General features: G+C 40.5%; 22 protein-coding genes. 17 read left to right on the forward strand and 5 right to left on the reverse strand.

All coding sequences use genetic code 11. From position 1 onward, the window contains the following. Positions 1-1001: UbiD family decarboxylase domain-containing protein (locus AB5754_RS02915; RefSeq protein WP_368259458.1), on the reverse strand; the 1001-nt coding region annotated here is incomplete at its 3' end. A gap of 96 nt (positions 1002-1097) precedes the next feature. After that, positions 1098-1976 carry a LysR family transcriptional regulator gene (locus tag AB5754_RS02920; protein WP_311833503.1) on the reverse strand — a complete coding sequence of 293 codons (879 nt, stop codon included), beginning with the start codon at positions 1974-1976 and terminating at the stop codon, positions 1098-1100. A gap of 124 nt (positions 1977-2100) precedes the next feature. Here AB5754_RS02920 and AB5754_RS02925 point away from each other — a divergent pair, with 124 nt between their 5' ends. The 6 genes from AB5754_RS02925 to AB5754_RS02950 all read left to right on the forward strand — a co-directional run bounded on the left by AB5754_RS02925 (position 2101) and on the right by AB5754_RS02950 (position 10764). Continuing rightward, a complete protein-coding gene (locus tag AB5754_RS02925) occupies positions 2101-2829 on the forward strand; it encodes a DUF554 domain-containing protein (protein ID WP_368251959.1) in 729 nt (242 codons plus the stop codon). 185 nt (positions 2830-3014) lie between these two features. Next, positions 3015-6974 carry a family 78 glycoside hydrolase catalytic domain gene (locus AB5754_RS02930; RefSeq protein ID WP_368259459.1) on the forward strand — a complete coding sequence of 1320 codons (3960 nt, stop codon included), beginning with the start codon at positions 3015-3017 and terminating at the stop codon, positions 6972-6974. Positions 6975-7107: 133 nt separating this feature from the next. Next, complete coding sequence (locus tag AB5754_RS02935) at positions 7108-7440, forward strand: potassium channel family protein (RefSeq protein WP_311833507.1); 333 nt, start codon at positions 7108-7110, stop codon at positions 7438-7440. A gap of 129 nt (positions 7441-7569) precedes the next feature. Beyond that, positions 7570-8151 (forward strand): polymer-forming cytoskeletal protein, encoded by a 582-nt coding sequence (locus AB5754_RS02940; RefSeq protein WP_311833508.1) that lies wholly within the window; start codon positions 7570-7572, stop codon positions 8149-8151. A gap of 141 nt (positions 8152-8292) precedes the next feature. Continuing rightward, positions 8293-8826, forward strand: coding sequence for a ClbS/DfsB family four-helix bundle protein (locus AB5754_RS02945; protein ID WP_368251957.1), 534 nt, complete (start codon positions 8293-8295; stop codon positions 8824-8826). Between the two features lie 477 nt (positions 8827-9303). After that, a complete protein-coding gene (locus tag AB5754_RS02950) occupies positions 9304-10764 on the forward strand; it encodes a helix-turn-helix domain-containing protein (protein WP_368251956.1) in 1461 nt (486 codons plus the stop codon). 50 nt (positions 10765-10814) lie between these two features. On the opposite strand, the gene AB5754_RS02955 is transcribed toward AB5754_RS02950, so the two are convergent. Next, positions 10815-11129 (reverse strand): DUF1827 family protein, encoded by a 315-nt coding sequence (locus AB5754_RS02955; protein ID WP_311833511.1) that lies wholly within the window; start codon positions 11127-11129, stop codon positions 10815-10817. A 165-nt stretch (positions 11130-11294) separates the two neighbouring features. Further along, positions 11295-13529: an AAA family ATPase gene (locus AB5754_RS02960; protein WP_368251955.1), complete on the reverse strand. Its 2235-nt coding sequence runs from the start codon at positions 13527-13529 to the stop codon at positions 11295-11297. Positions 13530-13922: 393 nt separating this feature from the next. On the opposite strand from AB5754_RS02960, the gene AB5754_RS02965 reads away from it, so the two are divergent. The 5 genes from AB5754_RS02965 (at position 13923) to AB5754_RS02985 (ending at position 18716) form a co-directional block, all read left to right on the forward strand. After that, the gene (locus AB5754_RS02965; protein WP_010753392.1) at positions 13923-14189 is read left to right on the forward strand and encodes a phosphocarrier protein HPr; all 267 of its coding nucleotides are present in this window, start codon (positions 13923-13925) and stop codon (positions 14187-14189) included. A 1-nt stretch (position 14190) separates the two neighbouring features. Continuing rightward, positions 14191-15921 carry a phosphoenolpyruvate--protein phosphotransferase gene (gene ptsP / locus AB5754_RS02970; RefSeq protein ID WP_311833513.1) on the forward strand — a complete coding sequence of 577 codons (1731 nt, stop codon included), beginning with the start codon at positions 14191-14193 and terminating at the stop codon, positions 15919-15921. A gap of 270 nt (positions 15922-16191) precedes the next feature. Continuing rightward, complete coding sequence (locus AB5754_RS02975) at positions 16192-17433, forward strand: glycosyltransferase family 4 protein (RefSeq protein ID WP_368251954.1); 1242 nt, start codon at positions 16192-16194, stop codon at positions 17431-17433. Between the two features lie 95 nt (positions 17434-17528). Then, complete coding sequence (locus AB5754_RS02980; RefSeq protein ID WP_368251953.1) at positions 17529-18389, forward strand: NAD(P)-dependent oxidoreductase; 861 nt, start codon at positions 17529-17531, stop codon at positions 18387-18389. 96 nt (positions 18390-18485) lie between these two features. Continuing rightward, positions 18486-18716: a YkuJ family protein gene (locus AB5754_RS02985; protein ID WP_010753396.1), complete on the forward strand. Its 231-nt coding sequence runs from the start codon at positions 18486-18488 to the stop codon at positions 18714-18716. A gap of 89 nt (positions 18717-18805) precedes the next feature. Here AB5754_RS02985 and AB5754_RS02990 read toward each other — a convergent pair whose 3' ends face one another. Beyond that, a complete protein-coding gene (locus AB5754_RS02990; RefSeq protein ID WP_368251952.1) occupies positions 18806-19888 on the reverse strand; it encodes an NAD(P)H-dependent flavin oxidoreductase in 1083 nt (360 codons plus the stop codon). A gap of 241 nt (positions 19889-20129) precedes the next feature. On the opposite strand from AB5754_RS02990, the gene AB5754_RS02995 reads away from it, so the two are divergent. The 6 genes from AB5754_RS02995 to fabF all read left to right on the forward strand — a co-directional run bounded on the left by AB5754_RS02995 (position 20130) and on the right by fabF (position 24882). Then, complete coding sequence (locus tag AB5754_RS02995; RefSeq protein ID WP_311833517.1) at positions 20130-20570, forward strand: MarR family transcriptional regulator; 441 nt, start codon at positions 20130-20132, stop codon at positions 20568-20570. Between the two features lie 8 nt (positions 20571-20578). Next, positions 20579-21550, forward strand: coding sequence for a beta-ketoacyl-ACP synthase III (locus tag AB5754_RS03000; protein WP_368251951.1), 972 nt, complete (start codon positions 20579-20581; stop codon positions 21548-21550). A 50-nt stretch (positions 21551-21600) separates the two neighbouring features. Continuing rightward, a complete protein-coding gene (locus AB5754_RS03005) occupies positions 21601-21825 on the forward strand; it encodes an acyl carrier protein (protein WP_311833519.1) in 225 nt (74 codons plus the stop codon). A gap of 87 nt (positions 21826-21912) precedes the next feature. Beyond that, positions 21913-22845, forward strand: coding sequence for an ACP S-malonyltransferase (gene fabD / locus AB5754_RS03010; protein WP_368251950.1), 933 nt, complete (start codon positions 21913-21915; stop codon positions 22843-22845). A 12-nt stretch (positions 22846-22857) separates the two neighbouring features. Then, entirely contained in the window at positions 22858-23595 is a 738-nt protein-coding gene (gene fabG / locus AB5754_RS03015; RefSeq protein ID WP_368251949.1) for a 3-oxoacyl-[acyl-carrier-protein] reductase, read from the forward strand. A 48-nt stretch (positions 23596-23643) separates the two neighbouring features. Beyond that, positions 23644-24882 (forward strand): beta-ketoacyl-ACP synthase II, encoded by a 1239-nt coding sequence (gene fabF, locus AB5754_RS03020; protein ID WP_368251948.1) that lies wholly within the window; start codon positions 23644-23646, stop codon positions 24880-24882. The last annotated feature ends 2 nt before the right edge of the window (positions 24883-24884 follow it).

A 24884-nucleotide genomic window follows, 5' to 3' on the forward strand; every position in this document is an offset into this window, starting at 1 on the left:
ATCCCAGCCATAGAGACATGTTCTTCACTGGGGCCGATAGTAGTTTGCATAATCGGCCGATCTTTTCGGTGAGTTATAGCTTTGACTTTTACTACGTTAACCGCGGGATTGGCATCTCCTGTATAACCAGGGAACTCCGGCATGGCCTTGCCCGTATTTGTATTAATATCTTCTTGCATCGTTTGATTTGGCATAATCTCAGCTTCGATGACAAATTCCGCTCGGGCAATCGCCATTTCATCTACAGTGATTCCAGCTACCAATTGGACGGGTTCCTTTCGTAAAGCACCAGCTACCCACAGTTCATTATAACCTAGAGGTGTGGTAGGGGGCTCAAAAGTTGTTCCAATGGCAATCGCCGGGTCCAATCCGATATTGATGGTAATCGGCATGGGTTTATTTAAAGCTTCAAACTCCTTGTGGAAGTGACCGATATGGCGGCCACCGGGCATAATGTACATCCCGATCGTGTCTTTGTCTTCTAAAACCATGCGGTGAATCGTCACATCGCTCATGGTCTTATCTGGATCAGAGCCAAGGACTACTCCCATGGTAATATAAGGTCCTGCATCTTCTTGTGTATTAGTAGGAGCTGGCAAAATTGTGCGAATATCAAAGTTAGAATCCGTTGCCAGATGGACGACTTCTTGTACTGGTGCGTCTTTTTTAGTCACTTGAATTGGTTTTACTGGATTTTCTACAGAATGTTGTAAAAGTTTGCCCAGCGTGCGGTAATCGTGGTGCAATATTTCTCCAACTCGCTTGCGACTCGCCATGGTGCCGATGGAAACCCGGGCATTTGGAAAGCCTTTAATATTGTTGAAAGTCACTGCAGGACCTTCTTGAGTAGGACGCATAACGGTACCTCCAGCGCCAATATAACGATAAACGCCGGATAACTCTGCTTCGGGATCAATTTCTCTATTCGTTTCATGGTATTGGCCGGGAATTTCATTTAATTCTGCTAATACTTTTCGTAAATCATAAGGTTCTGACATCATTTTTCCTCCTTTTAAGTTCTGTCTTTATCATAGGAGGATTTTTTTACTAGAACAATTCATGATTTTTATTATCCTATTCCAAAACGGAATAATTACTTACGATTGTTGCTCTTTTAAATAGTCCCAAAATAAGCGCAGAGCTTCAGGTTGGACGGTTTTTTTGCGAATAAAAGCCAGGTAACTAACTTCAGTTGGTGTAATTGGAATGACGGATACGGAATCAGTCCAGTTGCGTTCGATTGTTTTCTCCATTAGAATCGTGACGCCCAGTTCATTGGCTACCATATTAAGCAATAAATCAATTCGAGAACTTTTAAATAAAATAGTTGGCTTAAACCCAGCTTTTTTACACAGATCAAGGGTTGGCTGGTACAGCATTGTCTCTTTTTCTAATAAGACAAATTTTTCATCCTTTAACTCGGCTAGGGCAAGCTTTTTACGATTAGCGAAGGGATGACTCTTGGCCACCACGGCTACAAAAGAATCTTCTTCTGTTACTGACAAGTCATAATCTGGTAAATCTAGGGTGAAAGTCCGCATAAAAATCAGATGGTTATGGCGATCCTCTAAGAAAGGGAGTAATAAATTTCCTTCTCCTTCCTTTAAGCGCAGTTTGACTTCGGGATGCTCTTTTAAAAACTGGGTAATCAGTGAAAAGCCCCGATAATTCGCCATGGTGGGAATCGTTAAAATACTCAAGGAAAGCTCTTCTTGAGACTGATATTCCTGAAGCGCTCTTTCAAGACGGTGATATTCTGCCACCATATTCATGGCGTGGGGAAGTATAAGTTCTCCTTGTTTCGTCAAACTGATTTTCCGATGGGCCCGATCAAATAAAGTAACGTTAAGTTCTTTTTCCAAAGCTTGAATCTGTTTGGAGATACTGCTCTGGGTGCTAAATTGTCGCGAAGCAGTCTGTGTATAGCTAAGTGTTTTAGTAAGGTCAATAAAGCTTTCTAATTTATGGATATCCATTGGCATTCCCTCTTATCTATTCCATTCTAGAATATTGTAACACCAAATTTGAATTGCTTGAAAAGATAAACTCGCTAAAATAGATTCGTTGAGCAGTTTTTGCGACATCTATAGGAGGGGTATTATGCCAACTGGTATTATTATTAATGTATTGTCCGTTTTTATTGGAGGAATTGTCGGTGGCTTAGCGGGCGAAAAATTAAACGAAAAATTCAAAAGGGAAATCAATATGATCTTTGGCGCTTGTTCTTTGGCCATGGGAATCTACGCCATAGCACCGATGAAGTATATGCCTGCTGTCATTTTTTCGGTAGTTGTGGGTACAGGCTTTGGTTTAGTGATTCATTTGGGAGATAAAATTAACAAAGGAGCGATGTTGATGCAACGTCCCATTGCCAAACTGATTCCCAATGAAAAAATAATGATGAGCCAAGAAGAGTTTATTAACACCTTGGTCACGGTGATCGTTTTATTTTGCGCCAGTGGCACAGGGATTTACGGCAGTTTGGATTCAGGAATGACCGGGGATAGCTCTGTTTTAATTGCCAAATCAATCTTAGACTTCTTTACCGCCGCAATTTTTGCTTGTAATTTAGGCTACGTAGTTTCAGTGGTTGCCATCCCGCAATTTGTGATTTTCTTTGTCTTGTTTTTAATGGCCAAATTCATCTTTCCGCTAACTACGCCGGATATGATTTTGGATTTCAAAGCTTGTGGAGGGATTTTAATGTTGGCCACTGGTTTTCGGATGATTAAAGTCAAGATGTTTCCCACAGCAGATATGATTCCCGCCATGGTTTTGATTATGCCAATTAGTTGGGCATGGGTGAACTGGATTTTACCTTTGCTGTAAGAGCCTTTAGAGGATTGGTTAGCCTAAAAATACTTTCAATACAGAAAAAGGATTGAAAGCCTTATTTTCTATCGAGATTGATAGGAAATAGGGCTTTTTCTACTAGGTCAATTGGTCTATTATTAAGTGAGGATGAAAATTAATAACTGATTGGAAACCAGTATTTAGGAAGTGATGGGTGAAGAATGAAAAAGAGGTTACAAAAAATCAGTATTTTATGGGTTGTTTTACTAGTTTGTGGTATGAGCCAAGCCAGTTTCGCGGCAGAGGATGATACGCTGCATCTGGAAGAAAAGCAAGGACAGTTAGATAAAGAAAAGACACCTGAAATAAAAGACGCGACCCCAAATAATGAAACAAGCGATTCTTCTAGTGTGCTTAATGATGAGAAAGCAATTGATGGCTTAAGCGGTAGCCTAGAAGAAAACGGTACTGAAAAACAAACGGAAAAACCTAATAATCTAAAAGTAAATTTATTGCCTTTTGCCAAAAATGCTAGCAAGGATAAATTAACTTTTTCTTGGCAGAATGCCACCGCAGCGTTACAGTCTGCCTTTATGATTACTGTTTATTTGCGAAATGATGCAACGGAAGCTGTCTATCAAAGCAATTGGATTGCTTCTTCTGAGCAAACTTCAGTTCATTTGCCGGATCTTGGAAACTCGCTTTTGGCCAATGAATTGTATTATTGGTCAGTTAGTGTCCAATATAAGGATGGCACCCAGGCGATTTCAGATCGAGTACCTTTTGTAACCGCAGTGGATACTCAGTGGGAAGGTACCGATTTTTCATGGACTTCAGAAAGTAGTGTTGCCAATTTAATGCGCACCAAAGTAAGCAGAGAAGAAAATGTGGAAAAAGCAATGCTGACGATTACGGCTCTAGACACAGAAGCAGCCAAACGCAATGTCTTTAACGTTTATGTGAATGGCGTAGAGATTGGTGTAGGGCCTACTAGGAGAAATGGACAAAGCTTATTTTACAATACCTATGACATTACCGATGAACTGACTTTATCTGAAAATATCATTGGCTTATATAATTATTCCCAAGCTGTGAATTCGGGTGCTTTGATGCAGATCACTTATTACTACCCGGATGGGACAAAGAAAGTTGTTTACAACTCTGCCCGAGATGTGAACCAAACTCAGATTAAAAAAATGGATGAGATCATTTACGGTAGTTCCAATCAGTCCATCGGAACGGCTTATTACACCGAATTAGCCCAGAATGCAGACACGACAAAATATCCTTATCAATGGTCTGAAGTAACGGATTATGACAATAACCCGTGGAGTAAAGCTAGCCTAAGCGCTATGAACGCTCATTATAGACTGACACCATCCATAACAGACAACACGCTGCGACGTTTTGTTACCCCGGCTTCGGTGATTAAAAATGGGGATGGCAGCTATACGGTTGCTTTTGCCAAAGAGATTGTCGGGGATCTCCAATTAACCGCATCTGCGCCAACAAAAACCGCCATCCGGATCACTTTAGGGGAGCAATTGCAAAATGGGGTTGCCAAGTATCGGATGAACACCGGAAATGTTTACGATGAAACATGGTTATTTCAAGGGACGAATGTTACTTTTGCCGGGTACAGTCAAAAAGGGTTTCGGTATGCTACGATTTATAACTATCCTGGTGAATTAACTACCGATAAAGTGCAAGGAATCGAAATGAGCATTCCTTATGATGAGACAAAAAGTAGTTTTTCCAGTGATGATGATTTGCTTAATTCGATTTATGCAATGTCAAAATATTCCTATCGCGAAGTACACGATGGCTTAGTAGCGGATTCTGTAACTAGGGAGCGTCGGGCCTATGAAGGGGATAATCTGGTTTACCAGGCCTTATCTTATACTTTAAGCGATGACTATTTATCAGCACGAAATACCTGGGATTATCTAATTGAAAATCCTACCCAATATACAGAATATCGTTTAATGAGTGCTGTAGGAGTTTATGAGGACTATCTTCACACTAAGGATACAATTTACGTTCAAGAAAAATATGATAAGCTCAAAAATTTAATGAATGCAGTAATCTATGACCCTAACCAAAATCTTGTGTACTCTAATGGAACAATAGATTTAGTCGATTGGCCAAGAACAGAACTACCTAATTACGATATAGCAAATACAAAATACAAAAGTGAAGTCAATGCAGTTAGTTACAAAGCCTATTTCGCGATGAGTCAACTAGCGGCGATTATTGGTAATCCAACAGATGCTCAAAACTACTTAAACCAAGCCAATGCTATTAAAGAAAGTATGATTGAAAAGTTATATAACTCAACTAAAAAATCATTTTCTGATGGTTTGACAGCAACAGGCTCCCTTCAAGCCAATTGCTCTGTCCAAAATGATTATGTTGCCTTAGCCTTTGGTATTTATTCTGGTGAAAAAATGGCGGATGATTTGGCTAGCAATATTGAAAAGGCTGGGAAGCAAGCTAGCGGTAGTATTTATATGGCTTACTTTTTTTATAAGGGATTGTATGACACGGGACACGGCGCCATTGCCACTCAATTACTTGAACAACGAAACAATAAAGAAATTCGGAGCTATTTTTCTGTGTTAAACAATCTGGATGCCACCATTGCGCCTGAAGCTTGGAGTGTTTCAAGTAAGCCGAATATGACGTTTTCTCATGTTTGGGGAACAGGTGGTGGTATTGCATTGATAAAAGGAATCTTTGGCGTAGAGCCTACTGATTCAGCCTTTTCCAAGTACAACTTAACTTTAAATACTGATTCGGTTGCCTCAGCGAGTATGTCTATGCCGACTTTAAAAGGAAGTATTATGGCTAGTTTTATAAAAAGCCCGGATTCATTGACGATTGAAACGACAGTACCCAATGGTTGTGAAGCAACGGTAGAACTGCCGAAGTTATTTGATATATCAACGGTTTTCGTTGATGGACAGCCTGCATCTTCGTCTGAAAAAGAAAGTACTAAGCTAGTTATCGGTGGAGGCAGCCACACCATTCAAGTAATGCCTTCAATCACTTTATCTGGAACGAGCTCAGAAGGAAGTAGTTTAGACCCAGTATTTGATCAAGCTTCTTTTGGTCAATATGCCAAAAATGATATTCAAACCATAACGACAAATCTCGGCACGAATTTGAGTTCGTTAGGAAATTTGGAAACTGCCACTTACAGTAAGGGAAAAGCTACGTGGTCTTCCTATGTGTCACAAGGGGCAGTTGCTTTAAATAGTGACAATACCCCAATTGCCGCGATTCGTTACCGATTAACAGGGGAATTGGCAAATCAATATGATCTGTATTATCGAACTTTTTCTTCAAGAAGTGGCTGGCTAGGTTGGGCTAAAAATGATGCCCCAGCTGGATTTTATATTTCAAATGTAACGATTACTTCAATTCAGCTTAAGCTTATTAAAAAGGGAGAAACTTTTGAAACCGGTGATATTCCACCAATTTTTGAAGGGGGCAAGTCAGCTCCGACTACTTTAGCAGTTCGGCGTTCAAATAGTTATTACTTTAAATACAATCTTTTAGGAGGAGAGGCAGATAAAGTAATCGGCTATGGAAAACCCCAGGATACAATTTTAGTCGGGGATTGGGATGGCGATGGAGTGGACACTTTAGCAGTTCGCCGAGGAAATCTTTACTATATTAAAAATACCATTGCCGGTGGCGAAGCGGATAAAGTAGTGGGCTATGGCCGACCAACTGATGAAGTATTAGTCGGGGATTGGGACGGCGATGGAGTGGATACTTTAGCGGTGCGGCGAGGAAACCTTTACTATATTAAAAACACCATTGCCGGTGGCGAGGCAGACGAAGTTATTGCGTATGGTCGACCAAAGGATATCGTATTAGTCGGAGATTGGGACGGCGACGAGAGGGACACATTAACCGTTCGGCGAGGAAATCTTTACTATATCAAAAACTCGATTGCCGGTGGCGAGGCAGATAAAGTAGTGGGCTATGGCCGACCAACTGATGAAGTATTAGTCGGGGACTGGGATGGCGATACACAAGATACTTTGGCAACAAGGCGAAAAAATATTTATTATATCAAAAATTCTTTGTCTGGCGGCCAAGCAGATACCGTCTTAGCCTATGGGAAACCTAATGATATTGTTTTTGCTGGAACTTGGGTTTCTAATAATTAATTCTATAATAAATCGATTTGGCGATTCTCATTTTTATCATTCATTGATTGAAATGAGGTCGCTTTATTTAATTAATTCAATAAGGAGGATTTTTTGTTAAAATAATAGTAATAAGGTATTAAAAGGAGGTTCTATGGTTTCTTTTCTCTTATTGTTTCGTAGCTTATGGCGGGTGTTGAAGATTTTATTTCATCAAGAAGAGCAAAAAGCTGTGTTGTTATCTGGCGCTTTTATTTTAATCATCGGGACAGTTTTTTATCACAATGTTGAAAAGATGGCGTTTTTAGATGCTTTGTACTTTTCGGTGATGACATTGGCTACGGTGGGGTATGGGGATTTCACACCAGAAACCGCACTGGGAAAACTTTTCACTGTCTTTTATGTCTTAATTGGTGTAGGAATCTTAACAGCCATGATTGCTAATTTTAATCGCGCGTTGATTGAATACCATCAAAAATCAAAATAGTTGGTATTTATTTAATTCCTAAAAATCTACTACATAATTGAAAAGGGCTGATTGTTTTTAATTATTGGGGCTAGGTGGTATGATAAATAGGGTAAGTACCTTACTAACTTAAGAAAAAGGAGATTTATTATGATTTCGAAAAAAATTGTTAGTCTTTCCGCGGTTGCACTATTGGCAGTCACTTTAGGGGCATGTAGTAGCGACAACTCTTCTGATAGTTCAGCTTCCAGCAGCGCACCAGCAACTAGTGAAACAGCAGCTAGTTCTACTACTGATGTGCTTTCTACTGCTTCTGTCAGCAGTGACCCAGCTGTTTTAGAAACAGCCTTAAGTGCTGATGGGAACTGGATTGTAGCTGCAACTAGTGACATTACCTTTGATAAAGATGTAACGGTTGCCGGAGAGTTCCATAATAAAGGAGAAGATTCTGGTGATATCTATCGGAAATTCGCCCTTTATTCCCAAGATGATGATCGGAATGTCACTGCTGAATACACCATCACAGTTCCACAATTGATTGTAGAATCAGAAGGCTTCAATATCGTTCATGGTACAGTAGACGGCGACATCTTAGTAAAAGCCAATAACTTTGTCTTAGATGGTGCGAAAGTAACTGGTAATGTTACCTTTGAAAAACAAGAATACCAAGATTCCGCTAAGCTTGAAGAAAATGGTGCAAAAGTTGAAGGAGAAGTTAGCGTTAGCGAATAATTCAACATTGTTTAGTACACCCAATCTTTGACCTGAATGAAGCCCTTGAGAACTTTCTCAAGGGTTTTTCTTTTATCACAGGGCTACAAAGAAGTAAGTTCCCCTATGGTAAAATTAAGATAAGTTAAAGGAGGGATTCAAATGGCCAGACCCACAACGAAAGAAGGGTTACTTCAAGTGGCAACAGAGCAGTATGAAAAGTTATGCCAGTTGATTGAAAAGATGAGTGAAGCAGAGCAAGAGGCAGATTTTGCTTTTTCGGAAGCCTTTTTAGCGAATAAGAAAGAAAAACATTGGCGCCGTGATCAAAACTTGCGGGATGTATTGATTCATCTTTATGAATGGCATCGTTTGCTGTTGGACTTTGTCGAAAACAACCAACAAGAACCAAAGGCGCCTTTTTTACCAGCACCTTATAATTGGCGGAATTACGGTGGGTTGAATCAAGCCTTTACTCAAAAGCATCAGCAAACATCTTTAGCCGAAGCAAAGAACTTACTGGCAAACAGCCATGAGAAATGTGTTGCTTTAGTGAATTCTTTTAATGAGGAGCAATTGTTCACGAAAAAGTATTATTCTTGGACAGGAAGTTCCAATTTGGCAAGCTATTGTATCTCTGCTACAGGTAGTCACTATGATTGGGCGATCAAAAAAATCAAGGCTCGTCAAAAATAAAAATAGCAAAAATCACTGTTCCTTTTCGTTTAAGAAGGAGCAGTGATTTTTCATGAAATGACAAATAATCAAAAATTTTCAAAAAAGTAGTCAAAAGATGATTTTTGGGTTGCTAAGATAGGTATTCTTATCCTTTGACAAGCTGTCAAAAATTTTCAAGAAATTACAAAGATTCGTGGCCGTTTTTTAAACTTATGAAAGATTGCTTAGCAAAAGCAACACGGGGAAATCGGCTATCTATAAAATTATATAGTTATTTAATTTGCTTCTTTTTAGTGGCTAAAAGGAGTAGATTAAAAAGATTTTGCGGTATTTACAAAAGAATACGCTTTAAAAAATTGTTGCGTATTTAGTAATGGAAGAGCGCCGGTAGCAGAAAGAATAAAAGGTTTCAATAGGAATTTTACACAATTTTTTTATTTTCTTTTTTCAATAATGTGCTATTATTATAAAAAAATATGAGAAAGGAAGCTATGAATGTTAGAAGGAATTTTCTTAGATGAGCCAGGGAAATCAAAAACAAAAATTTACAAACATATTTTGGAAATCGATCCGGGAGAATATCCAATCCATTATTTTGAGAAATACACCGGCTTCTCTCATATCAAGACTGCAAATTTATTACAGGGTATGAATAAAGAACTAAACCAAATTGACGCTAGCTGTTTTTTGTTAAATGAAAAAGACAAAGTGGTAGTTGCTAAAAACATGCCTAGTTATCAAAAATACCAACAATATCTTTTTGCCAATGGGGTTCCTTACCAAGTGATTGTTGCTTCATTGCTTCATCCAGAGCAAGATTTGCGGGATTTTGGGGAGCAAAGAGGACTCAGCCAGTCTTCGTTGATGCGACGCTTAAAGCCTTTGGTGGAATATTTAAAAACCAAAGAGATTCGCTTAAACTGTCTGCAAATGGAAGTAACCGGGCGAGAAGCAGCCATTCGCATTATGTATTTCAACTTCTTTTGGAGTGTTGATTTTGGCACACGGCTTTATGATTATTTTGAACAAAACTTGGGGCATTCATTGGAGTCTTACATGGCGCCAGAAGATCTAGTTTATTTAAAATATGTGGAAAAACGGGAATTCAGTATGTACCATGGGCTAAGTTTGTTGCGAACAGCGCAAGAGTATTACGTAGATGAGCCCCAAATCAATAAGCTGAATTATCCTGCGACCAACTGTAAATTTAAAGAAGCTCTAGCAGCTAGAGGAGTTCCGGAAACTTATCAAGAGCGAGAAGGCAACTTCATTAATTTTATGATGTTTTATTGGCCACAATATTTTGCCTATGACGATCCACGTTTAACCATTGTGAAGCGACAATATCGCAATTTAACCGAGTCAAAGGCCTATGCTGAGAAAATTGCTCAACGGATTCAAGAACAATTAACGATTACCAATAAAGGGCTACAAGAATTATTTTTAATCAATTTACAGACGATTTTTTCTCGTTGGCAACTCTTAGGCAGCAATATTCCTCGCAATTTGGACTTTATTATGGAACGTTTAAAAGCCCACGATCCCGAGTTTGACCTTTTCTATCAACGGGTGATGAAGGCTTTAGTAGGGATTGAGGAAAACGATCCTGATTTAGCTAGTTTGCTGACCATTGTTTGCCTCAATGCCTATCACAGCGGAACTACAGCAGAAAAGATCAAAGTGGGCATCGTCGGTTTTCCCAACCATTTCTTGCTTTATGCGATGATCAATCGAATTGATCGTCTGCCTTTTGTAGAGTTTTATTTGATGAATACTGCCAGTACAGAAGCCTTTGATGCGGTAATTACGTGTAGTACGGATTTATTACCACCAAATACTCAAGCTTATTGGGTGGTGGAAGGCTTGGCCTCCTTTGACGATATGGAAAACTTTTTATTCCAAATGTACAAAGACAAAAGCAACAAAATTAGTGCTAATTTAGCCCAAGTGGTCTAAAAAAACTCATTAGGAGCCCTGAGGAATCAGGATTCTTAATGAGTCTTTTTTTAAATTGCAGAAGTATTTGTCAATGGCTTTTGAATGGAGATTTCCACGATGCCATTTTCTCGAATGATATTCACAAGCTCTGGCGCTGGTGTATAAGGCATTTTTTTGAAGAAAAAGTTTTTAATTTGCTGAATTTCTTTGTCTAACAAATTGCGTTTTTTGTTCACGATTAAGATTTCATCATGAGCAGGAGCGCTAGTAAAGATGACGGTGGTATTACCAGCAGTATAAACTTTTACCATTTCGGCATCGGTATTTTCTAGCTGGTTTCGAACTAATCTTGAATGGCTATTGGTTACATTAATTAATTTCATATCATTCACCCCAAATGTTTCGTTCTTATTATCATTATAGAGTTTTCTCAGGATTTTGGAAAGGAATTTCACCTGAAAATAACAATTCTCTCTTTAAGAAAAAGTGAGGAAAATATAAAAAGACCACTTTCTCTGAAACCTTGAGAAAGTGGTCAAAATCAATGGTTATTCTTCTGTTTCTGGAGCAATATCTTCTGTCTCAACTTTGGCTTCTTTTTGACGAATATGAATTTTATCATCTCGTAAGACGGCTTCTAGTTCTTTGACATCGGGATGATCCAAGTAGAATTCAGCAATGCCGTCTTCAATTTGATCTTGAATGGTCCGACGCAATGGGCGAGCACCCATGGAAGGATCATAGCCTAAGTCTACTAATTTTTCTTCTACGGCTTTGGTGACATGAATGTGTAAGTGTTGTGGTTGCAACATCTTATTTACATCAGCGAGCATTAATTCCACAATTGTCAAAAGATTTTCTTTTGATAGAGTCTTGAATTCGATAATACCGTCAAAACGGTTTAAGAATTCAGGAGTGAAGAAGTTGTTTAATTGCCCTAAAACCGAGCGGGTGATGCCTTCACGGGTAGCAGCAAAACCGACGTTTGCTTCCACATTGCCGGTACCGGCATTAGAAGTCATGATAATCAGAGTATCTTTAAAGCTGACCGTGCGACCTTGGGCATCGGTTAAGCGACCATCATCAAGGATTTGCAAGAACATGTGCAAAACATCGGGATGGGCTTTTTCCACTTCATCCAACAGAATTAAGCTGTAAGGATTGCGACGGACTTTTTCGGTTAATTGGCCGGCTTCTTCATAGCCTACATAGCCTGGAGGAGAACCGATTAATTTTGCCACACTGTGTTTTTCCATGTATTCCGACATATCAAAACGAATCATAGCTTCTTCAGAGCCAAAGAGTTCATAAGCTAGCTGTTTAGCAAGTTCGGTTTTTCCCACACCAGTAGGTCCTACAAAAAGGAAAGAACCAATAGGACGATTTTGTTTGCCTAGACCAACGCGATTGCGACGAATGGCTTTAGCCACTTTGTCCACGGCTTCATCTTGACCGATCACATGTTTTTTCAAATCGATTGCCAAATTTTTCAATTGAGTTTGTTCTTTTTGTTTTAAGTCACCAACTGGAATTCCCGTTTTTTGTTCCACGATTTGTTCCATGTCTTTTTCGGTAATAACAGGTGTTTGTTCATCACTGATTTGTTGTGATTTCATGGCACTTAGCTTGTTGATTTGATCACGGTAATAGGCCGCTTTTTCAAAATCCTCTTCGGCGGAAGCTTTTTGTTTTTGAGCTTCGGCTTCTTGTAATTTTTTATCGATGGTTTTTGGATCTACAAACTGAATGGTTAAGTTCATTTTAGAGCCAGTTTCATCTAATAAGTCGATAGCTTTATCTGGTAAGAAGCGATCTTGAATATAGCGGTTGGAGAGGTTAGCTGCCGCTTCAATGGCTTCATCGGTATATTTTACATGATGGTAATCTTCATAGCGAGGTTGCAAACCTTTTAAGATCGTGATGGTTTCTTCAACGGTTGGTTCGTCAACTCGAACTGGCTGCATTCTACGTTCCAAAGCTGCATCTTTTTCAATGATGCGGTATTCGTTTAATGTAGTGGCGCCCACCATTTGTAATTCACCACGAGCTAGGGCAGGTTTTAAAATATTTCCTGCATCCATATTGCCATCGCCGGCCGCACCAGCGCCGACAATTTCATGGACTTCATCAATAAAGAGAATCACATTTTCGGCTTGTTTGATTTCTTCGATTAATTTTTGAATTCGTTCTTCAAACTGCCCACGAATCCCAGTACCAGAAACTAAGGAAGCTACATCTAAGCGGATAACTTCTTTATCCATTAGTTTTTGCGGCACATCACCGTCGACAATCTTTTGGGCCAAGCCTTCGACTACAGCGGTTTTCCCTACACCAGGTTCGCCGATTAGGACAGGATTGTTTTTGGTCCGACGATTTAAAATTTCGATGACTCGTTGGATTTCTTGGTCACGACCCACCACAGGATCGATGCCACCGTCTCTGGCAATTTGCGTGAGATTAATCCCGTACTCGCCTAAGAGACCATTGCCTTGACCGCCGCCTTGTTGAGGGGGCTGACCACCGTTAAAATTATTGCCGCCGAATTGAGTAGGGGGCGTTTGATTTGTTGGATTTTGACCTTGTTGGGACTGGCGGGAAATCTGACGAAAGAGATCATCCAGAGAACCAAAGCCAAAAGGATCTTGAGACATCATAGCAGCTTGTCCTCCTTGCTTTAATTGTTGATAACAACTTTGACAATAGTCCAGTTGTTTACGCTGGCCGTTTACATTTGCATATAAATGAATCGTTGCTTCATTTTTGCCGCAATTTTGACAAAGCATTGTTTCACAACCTTTCTTGTACCGTAGCCAAAAAGACTAAGGTTAACTCTTTTTCATTAATTGTAACGCGAATTTTTCCTTGGGTAAAAGGATAAACCTCGCAAAATGTTTCTTTTGACCATTACTGACCAATAATTTTATTATACTCAAGATTCATTTTCTTGCAAATTTTGTGCTTGCTTTAATGGATTTCTTTTGGGAAAGAAGAGCATGGGGAAAAAATAGTTGCGATTTCCGAAATATAGCATGCTAAACTCCCCTTAAAAAAGTAGAAAACGGTTGTAGATTTTAAGAAAAAATGGTAACCTTAAAAACTGAGAGGGTGATTTCTAGCCTTGTGGCAAGATGATGCCCCAACCAAAAAACATTGTTCTATAAAGGAGACCGATCAATATGGAAAAGAAAGACTTTCACGTAGTAGCAGAAACAGGAATTCACGCACGTCCAGCTACTTTACTAGTTCAAACTGCTAGCAAATTCAGCTCTGACATTAACTTAGAGTACAAAGGTAAATCTGTTAACTTGAAATCCATCATGGGCGTTATGTCTCTTGGTGTTGGCCAAGGTTCAGATGTTACAATTACTACTGAAGGTGCTGACGAAAAAGAAGCGATTGAAGCAATCGTGGAAACAATGAAAAAGGAAGGATTGTCTGAATAATATGGTTGAAAAGCTAAAAGGGATTGCCGCAAGTGACGGCATTGCTGTTGCGAAAGCTTACCTGCTAGTTCAACCGGACTTATCTTTCAAAAAAGAATCAGTGGAAGACACTGACGCTGAGGCAAAACGTTTAGACGTTGCTTTGGCGCAGTCTTCCGATGAGCTGACTCTGATTCGTGAAAAAGCAGCGAAAAGCCTCGGCGAAGCAGAAGCGCAAGTATTTGACGCTCATTTAATGGTACTTAGTGACCCAGAAATGATTGGTCAAATCAAGCAAAATATTGCGGATAACAAGGTCAATGCAGAAGCAGCCTTGAAAGAAGTAACCGATATGTATATCGGGATGTTCGAAGCGATGGATGACAATGCCTACATGCAAGAACGGGCAGCAGACATCCGCGACGTTGCGAAACGGATTTTGGCTCACTTGATTGGCGTAACTTTACCTAACCCTTCAATGATTAACGAAGAAGTGGTAGTGGTTGCCCATGACTTGACACCAAGTGATACAGCTCAATTAGATCGTACTTACGTCAAAGCTTTTGTAACCGATATCGGTGGTCGGACTTCACACTCTGCCATCATGGCCCGTTCTCTTGAAATTCCAGCAATTGTTGGGACCAAAGAAATCACGGACAAGGTGAAAGCAGGAGATATTCTAGCAGTTAACGGGATTGAAGGGGATGTAATCATCAACCCTGACGAAACCCAAACTGCCCAATTCCAAGAAGCGGGAGCCGCTTATGCAGCTCAAAAAGCAGAATGGGAAAAATTAAAAGAAGCCAAAACGGAAACAGCAGATGGCGTTCACTTTGAATTAGCTGCTAATATTGGGACACCGAAAGATTTAGAAGGTGTTCACAATAATGGCGCAGAAGCGATCGGTTTGTACCGTACGGAATTTTTGTATATGGACTCACCAGATTTTCCAACTGAAGAAGACCAATTTGAAGCCTATAAAGCCGTATTAGAAGGTATGGATGGCAAACCAGTGGTTGTACGGACGATGGACATCGGGGGAGACAAAGAACTACCTTACTTACAATTGCCTCATGAAATGAATCCTTTCTTGGGTTACCGGGCGTTACGGATTAGCTTGTCATCCCTTGGTGACGGCATGTTCCGTACCCAATTGCGAGCATTGTTGCGGGCTTCTGTTTACGGAAACTTGCGCATTATGTTCCCAATGGTAGCGACTTTGAAAGAATTCAGAGCAGCGAAGAAATTGTATGATGAAGAACGTCAAAAATTAATTGACGAAGGTATCAGCGTTTCCGATAACATCCAAGTAGGGATTATGATTGAAATCCCAGCTGCGGCTGTATTAGCTGATAAATTTGCCAAAGAAGTTGACTTCTTTAGTATTGGTACCAATGACTTGATTCAATACACCATGGCAGCTGACCGCATGAATGAACAAGTTTCTTACTTGTACCAACCTTATAACCCTTCAATCTTGCGCTTGATCAAGAACGTGATTGATTCAGCACATAAAGAAGGCAAATGGGCTGGTATGTGTGGCGAAATGGCTGGTGATCAAACTGCAGTACCACTATTAGTGGGTATGGGTTTAGATGAGTTCTCCATGAGCGCTACTTCTGTTTTGAAAACACGTAGCTTAATGAAGAAATTAAATACGGCTGACATGAAAGAATTGGCAGACCGGGCCTTACAAGATTGCGACACCATGGAAGAAGTACAAGCTTTAGTTCAAGAATACTTGGAAAAATAAGCGAATCGAAACTCCTAACGACAGAGAGAAATCTCTGTCGTTTTTTAGGCTTGAATGGTACAAAAAAAGTTTATTTTTGTTGTCTCATGCCTTTTGCCTGTAACTGCTCGATTGAATAAAACAAAGTTAATTCGCTTTCTTCCTATGCATTTCTTTAAAAATCAGACTTTAGCAGGAGGAGGAAAGTTTTTGTTATGCTATAATCAAAGAGTAATCAAGAGTGCTGTGAAAGCAATTTTTGAAAAGGTGACAGGTTTGGAGGTTTACACGTTGAAAATTGGTTTTTTTACGGATACGTACTTTCCCCAGGTCAGTGGGGTTTCCACGTCAATCCGGACATTAAAAGAACAGTTAGAAAAAAGGGGTCATAAGGTTTACATTTTTACCACCAGCGATCCAAATGCCACCGGTTTAGAAGAAGACATTATTCGGATGCCTAGCGTACCGTTGATTTCTTTTACCGATCGACGCATTGTGGTTCGAGGAATGTGGTATGCTTATTTAATCGCCAAAGAGTTGGAATTGGATTTAATTCATACTCATACAGAATTTGGTGCCGGACTCTTAGGAAAAATGGTGGGGAAAAAAATGGGAATCCCTGTGATTCATACGTACCACACCATGTATGAAGACTATTTGCATTATATTGCTAAAGGCAAAGTTTTGCGGCCAACCCATGTGAAGTATTATTCCCGATTGTTCACTAACCACACGACCGGCGTTGTTTGCCCTAGTGAACGAGTGATTGACACGCTGCGTAGTTATGGAGTAGATAGCCCTATGCGCATTATTCCCACGGGGATTGAAGTGGAAAAATTCAAGCGGCCAGATATTACTAAAGAGATGTGTGAAGAATTGCGTCACTCTTTAGGAATTCAACTAGATCAAATGTTGTTGTTATCTTTAAGTCGTATTTCATATGAAAAGAATATTCAAGCCATTATTTCCGGACTTCCAGATATTATCAGCAACTTCTCTGATGCTCATTTGTTAATCGTTGGCAAAGGGCCTTATAAAGAAGACCTTGAAGCCTTAGTCGCTCAATTGAACCTCTCAGAACACGTGACGTTTACAGGCGAAGTGCCTAACGATGAAGTGGCCATTTATTACCAAGCAGCGGATTACTTCGTCAGTGCTTCAACTTCAGAAACCCAGGGACTAACCTATACAGAAGCCATGGCGGCTGGGACGCAATTGGTGGTGGAGGGCAACGATTATTTAAATAATTTAATTGATGACGAATCACTAGGGGTAACCTTTGCTACTGATGAGGATTTTGCAGCGAGCTTTGTAGAGTTTGCAAACCGTCAAATTTCCATCAATCCTCAAGTTTTGGAGCAAAAAATGTACACTATTTCCGCAGATCATTTTGGAGAGTCCATGTTAGCTTTTTATCACGATATGGTTGCTTATCATTTTGAACGGAGTTTAGTGAAAGAACCGAAAAAACCAATTCAAAAAGTCAAAGTAAAACTATCTCCAGCTTTGAAAAAAGTGGTTCGCAGAGGTTGAAAATAAATTTTAATAGCTGACTAAGGACAAAGATCACACTTTTTGCGTATACTAAAGGTGTGATTTTTTTATGTACTTTTTTGAGGAGGATGGATATGGAAATTGGATTTATCGGCATCGGTGTCATGGGGCATGCCATTGTAAGTCATTTACAAAATGCTGGGCACACACTACACGTATACAACCGGACAAAGGCCAAAGCGGATGATTTAGTGGCAAGAGGCGCAGTTTGGCAAGAGACTCCCCAAAAAGTCGCTGCTGCTAGTGAAATCATCTTTACCATGGTGGGTTATCCCACAGATGTAGAAGAGGTTTATTACGGTCCAGTGGGAATTTTTCAAAGCGATGTATCAGGGAAAACTCTTGTAGATTTGACTACGAGCACCCCTAGTTTAGCTGAAAAAATTGCGACTACCGCCAAAGAAAAAGGAGCAGTGAGTTTAGATGCGCCAGTTTCTGGAGGCGATTTAGGAGCGAAAAATGCTACGTTGACGATTATGGTTGGCGGCGAGGAAGAAACTTTTAACCAATTGCGCCCGCTATTTGAAATCATAGGTAAACGTTACACCCTTCATGGTGGGCCAGGCAAAGGACAACATACAAAAATGGCCAATCAAATTATGATTGCTGGCACCATGACCGGCATGACAGAAATGCTGGTTTACAGTAAAGCGGCTGGCTTAAACCAACCAAAAGTGATTGAAACGTTAGCTGGTGGCAGTGCTAGTAACTGGTCCATGGAAAACTATGGTCCTCGAATTTTAAAAGCCGATTACAGCCCGGGCTTTTTTGTAAAACATTTTATCAAAGATTTAAAAATTGCCTTAGATGAAGCCGAAAAGATGGAATTAGATTTACCGGCAACTAGATTAGCCAAGGAACTTTATGAAAAGTTGGCAGACAAAGGCTTTGAAAATGAAGGAACCCAGGCCTTAATCAAACTATGGTGGGATTAAAGAACAAAAAAAGTTAGATTTTTTTGCGAAAATCAATGCATGTCTAACATGGTTCTGATACAATGATACAGGAAATAGAAAGGGAGGCTTTCGTTTATGAAAAGTTCACAGCTAGTCGCCATCATCAAACGTTTGGAAGCGATGACCGAAGCGACTGATAACGAGATCCAAGTTCGCCGGTTTGAAAAAGAAGGCGTGGAAAAATGCTTGGTTACCTATGACAAGGCTACCGAAACATTCGAATTGACAGAATCTGATTCCCAACAAAGTTACCAATTCGACAATATTGATATCGTCGCTATGGAGATTTATGATTTAATCCAATAGTCATGGCTGTCATATGGAAGATGAAAACGAAAAAGCGCAACCGTTAAACAAGAATGTTTGGCGGTTGCGCTTTTCGATTGTTTAAAAGTTTAGAGGAAAGTTGTTTCAGAAAGTCCCGTCCACTCTGCAAAAAGGGCAGGAACAGTGGTTTTTTCATGAATGCGATGGACTTGCGCTCCAGCAAATACTAATCCTTCATTAGGATGTTCTGTGACAGAATTTAGCAACATTTGAGAAATACAGTAAGGAATTGTCTTGCGGTCACAATGTTTTAATGACAGGCAGTTGCGACACCGTTCAATGGGAATGCGTTCTTTGGCTGCTCGTTTTGTAAAATCATTGTGCAGTGCGCGACCAGGCATTCCCACAGGACTTTTGATAATTTCGATATCTTCAGGTTTTGCTTTAAGATACATCTGCTTATAAGAGTCAGGAGCATCGCATTCATCGGTGACCACAAAGCGGGTGGCAATTTGTACGCCACTAGCCCCTAATTTCAAATAGTGATCGATGTCTTCGCGACTGTGAATCCCGCCGGCAAAGACTACGGGGATTTTTTGTTGGAATTGTTCTTCGTAGGCGGCGACTTCTTTTAGAATTTTACCGAATTCTTGATCCATAACACTTGGCTCTATGGAGGCTTCTTCATAGGAAAACCCTAGATGTCCACCTGCTTGGGGACCTTCCACTACGACTAAATCTGCTGTACGTTGGTAACGTTTGGCCCAAGTGCGTAAGAGGACTTTTGCGGCCTTGGCAGAAGAGACGATAGGGGCGATTTTAGTTTTGCTGTTAGCTACCAGTTCTGGTAAGTGGATGGGTAAGCCGGCGCCTGAAATAATTAAGTCTGCCCCCACTTCCACGCAGCGTTTTACATAGCGCTCATATTGATAAGTGGCACACATGATATTGAAGCCTACAATGCCGTTGTCTCCAGCAATGGTTTTGGCTTTTTGATATTCAGTTTCAATGGCCCGCATATTGGCTTTTAAAGGACTTTTTTCAAACAAAGGATCTTGGAAGCCAATTTGAGCACAGGAAATAATGCCGACGCCCCCTGCTTTGGCAACTGCACCAGCCAGACGAGAGAGGCTGACGCCAATGCCCATGCCTCCTTGAATAATTGGAAAGCGGGCGGTCAAATCCCCAATGGTTAATGTTGGTAATGACATAGATAAACTCCTTATAGGAAGATTTGTTAGTAATAAATTACTTTGATTGTCAAACTAATCATTAGTCTAGAGTTTGGATTGAGAAATGTCAATAAAATTTTATAAATCCTTATTTATCCTAACAATGAAATAACAAACCAGACTTTTTTAGAAAAAAGTATTGCAATGATTTTGGATTTCGATTATAGTTTGATAGTCAAATGATTTGATAATCAAACTAATTTGATAGGTGGTGAAACCAGTGGAACCCAATTTGGCAACAGTAAACGATTATTTGGTCAGTGTGTTTAACGATATTTTGGTAATTGAAGAATCGGAATTGAAAAAATCCCAATTCAATGATTTGTCCATTACTGAAATGCATACCATTGAGGCAATCGGGATGTATAAGAAAAAAACTACGACCGAAGTAGCAAAAGAGCTACAGATTACGGTGGGGACACTGACGACTGCAATCAATCGTTTGGTAAAAAAAGGTTATGTGGAACGCCTGCGCAGTGAAGACGATCGTCGGGTTGTAAAACTATCCTTAACAAAGCAAGGCAAGCTCCTTTATCGGGTGCATCAATACTTTCACAGGCAGATGATTAAAAATGTTTTGAAAGATATGACACCAGAAGAAGAAGCAATACTATTGAAAGCCTTAAAGAATCTCCATGATTTTTTACAGGAATATAAGTGAGTGAAGAGATGGAAACCTACGCAAAAATAGTAGCAACAGCAAGCTATCTGCCAGAAAAAATCGTGACCAATGACGATTTGGCGCAAATTTTAGACACTTCCGATGAATGGATCACAAGTCGCACCGGGATTAGAGAACGGCGTATTTCAGAAAACGAAAACACTTCTGATCTGTGTAGCAAAGTAGCTGAAGAACTTTTAGCGAAAAGTGGTACCAAAGCCACAGAGTTGGATTTTATTTTGGTGGCTACCATGTCACCGGATTATCAGACACCAGCTACGGCTTGTTTAGTTCAAGGAAAGATTGGGGCAGTTCATGCCTTTGCCTTTGATCTTTCGGCTGCCTGTTCGGGTTTTGTTTATGCTTTGTCTATGGCAGAAAAACTGATTCGCACGGGTTCAAAAAAAGGCCTGGTCATCGGAGGAGAAGTGCTCTCTAAAGTTGTCGATTGGCAAGACCGTAGTACTGCCGTGCTCTTTGGCGATGGAGCGGGTGGTGTGCTGCTGACAAATGAAGGGGACTATCCTTTAATCGAAAAAGAGCATTTGGCTGCTGATGGGACGAGAGGTTTTTCATTGACTTCTGGTTACCGCATGCTCCAAAGCCCCTATGCTCTTGAATCAATTGAACAAAAGAGCACGTTAACCATGGATGGTCGCGAGATTTTTGATTTCGTGCTCCGAGACGTGACAAAATCTTTACAAGCTTTACTAGGGGAAGAAGCTAGCAGTATTGATTATTTTCTTTTACATCAAGCCAATGCTCGAATTTTGGAAAAAGTAGCCCGGAAGTTGAAACTGCCTCAAGAACGCTTTTTAAAAAACATGGCTAGGTATGGCAATACGTCAGGGGCAACAGTGCCTATCTTATTAGATGAAGGGATTCAAAAGGGTACCTTATCATTAGGTAGCCAACAAAAAGTGGTGCTTTCAGGATTTGGCGGAGGTTTAACCTGGGGACATTTGGTTCTCTGCCTGTAACCTGTACACATAAATAAACGAATAACAATGAAACTATTGGAGGAGATCTCATGATTTTTGAAAAAATTCAAGGAATTGTCGCAGAAGAATTAGGTAAGGAAGCAGAAGAAATTACATTGACTACAAACATTCAAGAAGACTTGGATGCTGACAGCTTGGACTTATTCCAAATTATCAATGAAATTGAAGACGAATTCGATGTGAAAATTGAAACAGAAGAAGGCATCAAAACTGTTGGTGACCTTGTGAAATACGTAGAAGCACAACAAGCGTAACACCTTGGCTAGGCGAGTAGCCTAGCTTTTCTTTTAAAGGAGGAAAAAATTTTTCCCTCCTTTAAAAGAAAAAATAAGGAGCAGTCTATGAAAACAGCTTTTTTATTTAGTGGCCAAGGAGCCCAATATACTGGCATGGGCCAGGAACTTTATCAAACTGAACCAATTATGAAAGCAACCTTTGACGAGGCATCTGAAGTTTTAGGCTATAGTGTAGCAGATTTATGTTTTAAAGCAGAAGAAAGCGAGCGTTTGAATCAAACCGAGTTTACCCAACCAGCAATTTTAACGGTAAGCGTGGGGATGTATCGGATTCTTTCTGAAAAGGGCCTTTTGCCAGATGCTGTAGCAGGCCTAAGTCTAGGAGAGTATACAGCCCTGGTAGCTAGTGGCGCTTTAGATTTTGCTACAGGAGTCACTTTAGTAGCAAAACGCGGTGCTTATATGGCTCAAGCTGCCCCAGCTGGTAGCGGAAAAATGGTAGCAGTGATGAACGCAGAGGCGAGTCTCATTGAAAAATGTTGTCAAAAAGCTAGTAGTGTGGGCATTGTGTCACCGGCTAACTACAACACTCCGCAACAAATCGTCATTGGTGGTGAAGTTGCCGCAGTAGACGCAGCGGTAGCTTTATTACAAGAAGCTGGAGTGAAGCGGATGATTCCTTTAAATGTTAGCGGTCCTTTCCATACGGCGTTATTGTCACCGGCAGCGGAACAATTAGGTAAAACTTTGCAAAGTATTCCTTTTAATAAGATGAAGATACCGGTAATTAGCAATACTACCGCTCAAGTGATGGAAGCAGAAGAAGTCAAAGGATTGTTAGAGCGTCAAGTCATGTCCCCGGTGCGTTTTTATGAAAGCATTGGAACATTGAAAGACTTAGGGATTACTCGGGCAGTAGAAATCGGCCCTGGAAAAACCTTAACCGGCTTTATGAAGAAAATTGATAAAACCATTGCCATGACACGAGTGGAAGATGCACAAACGTTAGCTGAAACCATTCAAGCTTTGCAAGGATAAGTGGAGGATACCATGGAGTTAAAAGGAAAAAATGTATTTATTACCGGTAGCACTCGTGGCATTGGCTGGGGACTTGCAGAAGCCTTTGCCAAAGAAGGCTGTAACATTGTCTTAAACGGTCGGGGGGAAATCGATCCAGCTTTGATTGAGCAAATCAAAGCGTTCGGCGTTTGCTGTATAGCGGTTTCTGGGGATATTGCTGACTTTGAGATTGCAGGAGCGATGATTAAAGAGGTGGAAGCCCAACTTGGAACGGTGGATATTTTGATTAACAACGCCGGAATTACCAATGATAAACTGGTTTTGCGCATGACTGGTGAAGAATTCCAAAAAGTGGTGGACATTAATCTGGGTGGTACTTTTAATATGACCCAACATGTCTTAAAGAAAATGATGAAACAACGCTCAGGTGCAATTATCAATATGGCTTCTGTCTCTGGTTTGATGGGGAATTTGGGCCAAGCCAATTATGCCGCTAGTAAAGCTGGTGTAGTAGGTTTTACCAAATCCGTAGCTAGAGAAGCTGCTGCCAGAGGAATTACTGTCAATGCCATTGCGCCAGGCTTTATTGAAACAGATATGACGGACTGTCTATCAGATAAAGTAAAAGAAGCAGCCACAGCCAATATTCCATTGCAACGTTTTGGTCAAGTCGCTGAAGTAGCCCAAGCGGCAATTTTCTTAGCGAAACATCCCTATATCACCGGCCAAGTCTTAAATGTTGACGGCGGCATGGTAATGCAAGGATAGCATTTGAGATTTTCAAATAAGTCTTACCTGCTGAAAGGAGCAAGGACAATGACAAGAGTAGTAATTACAGGATACGGTGTCACTTCCCCGATTGGAAATGACCGAGAAACCTTTTTAAAAAGTTTACAAGAAGGAAAAAACGGGATTGGCCCGATTACCCGCTTTGATGCTAGTGAAACTGGTATTTCGGTTGCTGGAGAAGTCAGTGATTTTCCTTTAGAAAAATATTTCGTTAAAAAAGATACAAAGCGCATGGATTTGTTTTCAATTTATGGTATTTATGCTGCTTTAGAAGCAATGGCCATGGCTGGAGTTACTAAAGAAAACGTAGATGACCCTGATCGTTTTGGCGTTATGGTGTCTTCTGGGATTGGCGGCTTGCCTACCATCCAAGACCAAGTGACCAAAATGAACAATAAAGGACCAAAACGGGTTTCTCCCATGTTTGTACCGATGTCCATTGTCAATATGGTAGCAGGCAACATTGCCTTACGAGTAGGAGCAAAAGGTATTTGTACTTCTACGGTGACAGCTTGTGCTTCTGGGACTCATTCTATTGGGGAAGCATTCAGAAATATTAAACATGGCTATGCTGACATGATGTTAGCCGGTGGAGCCGAAGCAAGTATTTGTGAAATCGGTATTGCCGGTTTCGCTTCTTTAACGGCATTAACTACAGAAAGTGATCCAAATAAAGCATCGGTTCCCTTTGATCACAAACGTTCTGGTTTTGTGATGGGAGAAGGTGCCGGGGTCTTATTATTAGAATCTCTGGAACACGCCCAAGCCCGGGGAGCCAATATTTTAGGCGAAGTGGTGGGCTATGGTGCAAACTGTGATGCCTACCATATGACTGCCCCTGCTCCCGATGGTTCTGGTGCGGGGAAAGCGATGAAATTAGCCATGAATGAAGCAGGCATTACGCCAAGTGAAGTGGGCTATATTAACGCCCATGGCACATCTACTCCGGCTAATGACCAAGCAGAGGCCAAAGCGATTCATTACGCTATGGAAGATGCGGTCAAAGAGGTATATGTCAGCTCTACAAAATCCATGACGGGGCACTTATTAGGAGCGGCTGGTGGTGTAGAAGCGGTAGCCACGTTACTAGCCTTAGAAAATCAATTTATCCCACCAACTATTAATGTCACAAAGCAAGATCCAGAAATTGCTCTTAATGTGGTGAAAAATGAAGCTGTGGCAGCACAATTTGATTATGCCATGAGTGATTCACTAGGTTTTGGTGGTCACAATGGAGTTATCTTGTTGAAACGCTGGGAGGCATAACA

The organism is Enterococcus sp. 2201sp1_2201st1_C11_2201SCRN_220225 (assembly GCF_040925905.1).
Classification (GTDB): Bacteria; Bacillota; Bacilli; order Lactobacillales; family Enterococcaceae; genus Enterococcus_C; species Enterococcus_C asini_A.